The organism is Streptomyces sp. NPDC002793 (assembly GCF_040295485.1).
Classification (GTDB): domain Bacteria; phylum Actinomycetota; class Actinomycetes; order Streptomycetales; family Streptomycetaceae; genus Streptomyces.
This window is the reverse complement of record NZ_JBEOVL010000105.1, coordinates 1-5,911: the sequence shown is the minus strand read 5'-3', so window position 1 is coordinate 5,911 and position 5,911 is coordinate 1. Positions and strand designations below refer to the sequence as shown.

Genomic DNA, 5,911 nt, shown 5'->3' with positions numbered 1-5,911 from the left:
CTCAACGGCCGGTCAAGAAAAGGAGCCAGAGCAACCGCACACTCCGCGAACCGATCCGCGAACACCGGCGAAACCCGCAGAAGATCATCCGCCATCCCCACCCACTGGGACCCCTGACCGGGGAAGACGAGGACGGGGGCGGTCCGGGAACGGGCCATGCCGCGCACCACGCCTGCGGGCGTTTCGTCCCGGGACAGGCCGTCGAGGCCGCGGCTGAAGTCCGCGGGGCAGGAGCCGAGCACGACTGCCCGGTGTTCCAGGGCCGCTCGGGAGACCGCCAGGGTACGGGCGACGCCGACCGGTTCACGGTCGGCGTACGCGGCGAGCCGTTCCGCCTGGCTGCGCAGCGCCTCGGGAGTACGGGCGGACAGTATCCAGGGCAGCACCGGTGGCACGGCCTGTGCGACAGCGGGGGCGCTCGGGACGTCGACGGCACCGTGGGAGGGGTCGTCGTCCGTCTCGTCCTCGGCGATCACGGTCGTCGCGTCCGCGCTCTCCAGGAGGATGTGCGCGTTGGTCCCGCTGATGCTGAAGGAAGAGACACCCGCACGGCGGGGGCGCTCCGGGTCGTGCGGCCAGGGCACCGGGTCGGACAGCAGCCGGACCTGCCCCTTCGACCAGTCGACGTGCGGGGTGGGTTCGGTGGCGTGGAGGGTGGGCGGCAGTTCCTCGTTGCGCAGCGCCATCACCATCTTGATGAGGCCGGCGACGCCGGAGGCCGCCTGTGCGTGCCCGATGTTCGACTTGATGGACCCGAGCAGCAAGGGCTTGCGGCGGGTTCCCTGCCCGTACGTCTCCAGGAGTGCCTGCGCCTCGATGGGGTCGCCGAGCGTGGTGCCGGTGCCGTGCGCCTCGACGGCGTCGATGTCGGCGGCGTCGAGGCGGGCGTTCTCCAGGGCGGCGCGGATGACGCGCCGTTGGGAGGGCCCGTTGGGGGCGGTGAGGCCGTTGGAAGCGCCGTCCTGGTTGACGGCGGTACCGCGGATCACGGCAAGCACCCGGTCGCCGCGGCGGCGGGCGTCGGCGAGGCGGCGCAGCACGAGGACACCGGCGCCCTCGGCCCATCCGGTGCCGTCGGCGTCGGCGGAGAACGGCTTGCAGCGGCCGTCGGGGGCGAGGCCCCGCTGTCTGCTGAACTCGGTGAAGATACCGGGCCCGGTCATCACGGTGACGCCGCCGGCGAGCACGGCGTCGCATTCGCCGGTCCGGAGCGCCTGCACGGCGAGATGGGTGGCGACGAGTGAGGACGAGCATGCGGTGTCGACGGTGACCGCGGGCCCTTCCAGGCCCAGGGTGTAGGCGACACGGCCGGAGACGACGCTGGGCGCGCTGCCGGTGAGGAGGTGGCCCTCGACTCCCTGCGGGAGGGCGCGCAGCCCTGCGCCGTAGGCGGAGGAGGAGGAGCCCACGAACACCCCGGTGCGGGTTCCGCGCAGGGAGAGCGGGTCGATGCCCGCGTTCTCCAGGGCCTCCCAGGAGGTCTCCAGCAGCAGCCGCTGTTGGGGGTCCATGGCGAGCGCCTCGCGGGGGGAAATGCCGAACAGGTCGGCGTCGAACTCCGCCGCCCCGTGGACGAATCCGCCTTCGCGCACGTAGGTGGTGCCGGCGGCGTCCGGGTCGTCGTCGAAAACGGCGGCGGTGTCCCAGCCGCGGTCGACAGGGAATCCGGATATGCCGTCCCGGCCCTCGGAGACCAACTGCCACAGGTCGTCGGGGGAGCCCACGTCCCCGGGGTACCGGCATCCCATGCCGACGATGGCCACGGGCACGCTGCCGCGTGCCTCGGCGGCGTGCAGTCGGCGCCGGGTCAGCCGCAGGTCCGCGGTGAGCCGCCTGAGGTAGTCGAGATACTTCTGATCTTCGGCCACTCGATGTCACCTTCTCCGGACCGGCAGCGCACTTTCTCAACGGAAATTCCGATGAATTATTCGGGCGCCCCACAACGACGGAATTCTTTATGATTTCTCGCCGGAATACGGTCTAGATATAAGCAGCGAAAAGTCTCGCTGAGAGTACGAACGGCTCCGAGGCGCGGACAACCCCTAGCCATCACGCTAGGGGGTGGACCCCTGAGCAGCGGCGCGGGAGTACGGGCGACCCGCACGGCACGCGGGGAATCGCGGGCCGGGGAGGGAGGGGTGCGGCCCTGGAAATGACGTCCCCGGCTCGGGCGCCTGCGCGCAATCGTTGAACCGAATCCCTTGCGGGGCCGCCTCGTGGTGCGGAATGTCCGGGGCTCGGGCGGTGCGGCCCGCGAACGCCCGTGGCACGGCCGGATTTCCGGCCGTGCCACGGGCACCGCTTACCCTGCTCCCCTTCGATCGAGCCCCTTCGGGCTCCTCCCACCGGCTGTGGTCATCGCTCTCACAGACCCAGTTCCCGGTCGATGAGCGACAGCATCTCCTCGTCTGTCACGTCGTCGAGGTCCGTCGTCCCGTCGTCCGGGTCGGCGGACTGCCGCTCGTCGGCCCAGCGCGACAGGAAGCTCTGCAGCCGGACCGCCACCCTGGCCCGGGTGAGGCCGTCGGGCGGGGTGGCGACGAACTCCGCCTCCAGTGTGTCGAGTTCGGAGAGAAGCGACGCGGCACCCGTGACGGGCCCCAGTTCGTCGTGGAGCCTGCGCACCAGGTCGGCCGGGGTCGGGTGGTCGAAGACCAGGGAGGAGGGCAGGTCGAGGCCCGTCTCCGCCCGCAGTCGGTCGCGCAGTTCCACCGCGGTCAGCGAGTCGAAGCCGAGGTCACCGAACGGGCGTCGGGCGTCGACCGATTCGCCCGTGACGTGTCCCAGGACCGCGGCAACCGCTCCGAGGACCACGCTGAGCAGCGACGCGTTCCGTTCGGCCTCCGGCATCCCGGTGAGCCGCTCGCGGAGTCCCGGCCCGGCAGCCGCCGGAGCGGTGACCGGGGCGGTGGCCCGGTCGTCCGGGCGGATCAGTCCCGACAGCAGCGGACTGGGGCGTACGGCCGTGAACACGGGCGTGAAGCGGCCCCAGTCGATGTCGGCGACGGTGACACAGGTTTCGCCGCTCTCCACGGCCCGGCCGAGCGCGGCGAGCGCCTGCTGAGGGTCCAGGGCGCGGATACCCCGCTTGAGCAGGTAGTCGGCTGCCTCGTCGCCCGCCGCCATCCCCTCGCCCGCCCAGCGGCCCCAGGCGATCGAGGTGGCCGCCCGGCCCTGGGCGCGGCGGCGTTCGGCCAGTGCGTCGAGGTGGGCGTTGGCGGCTGCGTACGCGGCCTGGCCGCCACTCCCCCAGACTCCCGCGATGGACGAGAAGAGTACGAACTCCCGAACGTCCGGCAGCAGTTCATCGAGGTTTCTGGCACCCGACACCTTCGCCCGCATCGCCTCCGCGAAGGAGTCGGGGTCGGCCTCGGCGAGGGCCATGACCCCTACCGCTCCGCTCGCGTGCACCACTGCCTCGACGGGGTGTTCGGTGAGCAGCGCCGCCAGCGCCTCCTTGTCCGCCACGTCGCAGGCCACGACCACTACGGTGCAGCCCAGCTCACCGAGTTCGGCGACCAGACGGGCGGCGCGGGGAGCCTGCGTGCCGGACCGGCTGGCCAGTACCAGCTTCTTCGCCCCCCGCCCGGCCAGCCAGCGGGCGACGTGCCCGCCGAGCGCGCCGGTTCCCCCGGTGATCAGCGTGGCGCCGGTGTGACGCCACGGCGTGCGCCCGGCCCGCACGGGAGCCTGTGCGAGGCGCCGGGCGAGGACGCCGTCCGCCCGCAGCGCGACCTGGTCCTCGCCGATGCCTCCCAGCACCGCGGCGAGTGCGCGGCCGGCCGCGCCGTCGAACGTCTCGGGGACGTCGACGAGCCCGCCCCAGCGGTCGGGGTGCTCCAGTGCCGCGACGCGGCCGAGGCCCCACAGCTGTGCCTGCGCGGGGGAGGCCACCGGGTCTCCGTCTCCGGTGGACACCGCGCCCCGGGTCAGGCACCACACCGGAGCCGTCACGTCCTTCAGGAGGTGCAGGATGTCGGTGAGGCCGTGGGTGAGGACCGCCCCGGTGGCGCCGTCGCCCGCGGCCGGGACCGTCAGGACTCCCCGCAGATCGCCTTCGGCACGGTCGGTCACCGTGCCGCCGTGCGCCTCGACGGCCAGGACCACGTCGGCGACCAGCGCGTCGGAGCGTGGCCCGAGCACCGCCCATCTGCCGTCGAGGGTGGTGTCGGCGGGAAGTCCGGCGGGCGTCCAGGTGATGTGGTGCCGCCGGCGTTCCGCGCCCGGCCCGGCCTTGGGCGCGGGCCAGTAGCGGCGGCGGTCGAAGGCGTAGGCGGGCAGCGGGGTCCGCCGGCCGCCCTCGAGGAGAGGCCGCCAGTCGACGGGGACGCCGCCGGCGTGCAGGTGGGCGACGGCGGTCATCAGGGTGTCCGTCTCGGGGCGGCCCCGCCGGAGCGCGGCGACCCCGTTCTCGGCGAGCGCGGTGAGCACACCGTCAGGGCCGAGTTCGAGGAGCTGGGTGACGCCGCGCTCGCGCAGAGTCCGGACCGCGTCGGCGAAGCGCACGGGCTCCCGGACCTGCCGCACCCAGTACGCGGCGGTGGCGAGGTCACCGGACGAGGTGGTCACGACCGGGATCGTCGGGGCGGCGAAGGCCGTCGAGGCGACCGCTGTGGCGAACTCGTCGAGCATCGGCTCCATGAGGTGGGAGTGGAAGGCGTGCGAGACGCTGAGCCGCTTGGCCTTGCGGCCCTCGGCCCGCAGCCGTTCCTCGAACGCGCGGATCGCGTCGGCTTCTCCGGAAACGGTCAGTGACACAGGTCCGTTGACCGCTGCCAGATCGACACCCGCAGGCAGTTCCAACTCGTTCTCGGCCGCTTCGACGGCCAGCATCGCACCGCCCTCGGGCAGTGCCTGCATCAACCGGCCGCGCACGGCCACGAGGCGGCAGGCGTCGTCCAGCGACAGCACACCGGCCGCGTGGGCGGCTGCCAGCTCGCCGACCGAATGGCCGACGAGCGCGTCGGGGGTGATCCCCCACGACTCCACGAGGCGGAAGAGCGCCACCTCCAGGGCGAACAGCGCGGGCTGGGCGTACTCGGTGCGGTCGAGGGCGTCGCCGTCCTCGTGCACGACCTCCTTCAGGGGCCGGTCGGTCTCCAGGTCGACCCGAGCGCAGACCGCGTCGAACGCGTCGGCGAACACCGGGTACGCCTCGTACAGTTCGCGCCCCATACCGAGCCGCTGTGCGCCCTGTCCGGTGAACACGAAGGCCAGTCCGCCGCCGTCGGCCTCGCCGAGGACGACGTTCGGGCCGAGGGAGCCGTCGGCCACGGCGTCCAGTCCGCCGCGGAGCGTGCCGGCATCGCGCGCGATGACGACGGCCCTGTGTCGCAGGCGGGCGGTACCCGTCGCGAGGGAGGCCGCGAGGTCGAGGTCCGCGCCCCGGCCGACGACCTCCCGCAGGTGTGCGGCCCGGCCGCGCAGGGCGGCGGGCGTGGCGGCGGAGAGGACGAAGGGCACGGCCCGGGTGAGGCCGGTGCCGAGGGGCGTCGGTTCCCGGTCGTCCTTCGCGAGGGGGAATTCCTCGAGGACGGTGTGGGCGTTGGTGCCGCTCAGGCCGAAGGAGGAGACGGCGGCGCGGCGGGGACGTCCGGACCCGGGCCAGGGACGGTTCTCGGCCAGGAGCTCCACCGAACCCCCCGACCAGTCCACATGCGGGCTCCGCTCATCCACGTGCAACGTACGCGGAAGCACCCCATGACGCAGCGCCATCACCGCCTTGATCACACCCGCCACACCCGCCGCAGCCTGCGTATGACCGATGTTCGACTTCACCGAACCCAACCACACCGGCACCTCACGACCCTGACCGTACGTCGCCAACAACGCCTCAGCCTCGATCGGATCACCCAACCGCGTCCCCGTACCATGCCCCTCCACCAGATCCACATCACCGGGCTCCAGCCCC

General features: G+C 72.8%; 2 protein-coding genes. Both read right to left on the bottom strand.

Annotated features, from left to right (window positions below):
• A partial coding sequence (locus ABT001_RS35630; RefSeq protein ID WP_351285823.1) for a type I polyketide synthase occupies nucleotides 1-1,868 on the bottom strand: 1,868 nt, incomplete at its 3' end.
• Between the two features lie 496 nt (nucleotides 1,869-2,364).
• A partial coding sequence (locus ABT001_RS35625) for a type I polyketide synthase (protein ID WP_351285822.1) occupies nucleotides 2,365-5,911 on the bottom strand: 3,547 nt, incomplete at its 5' end.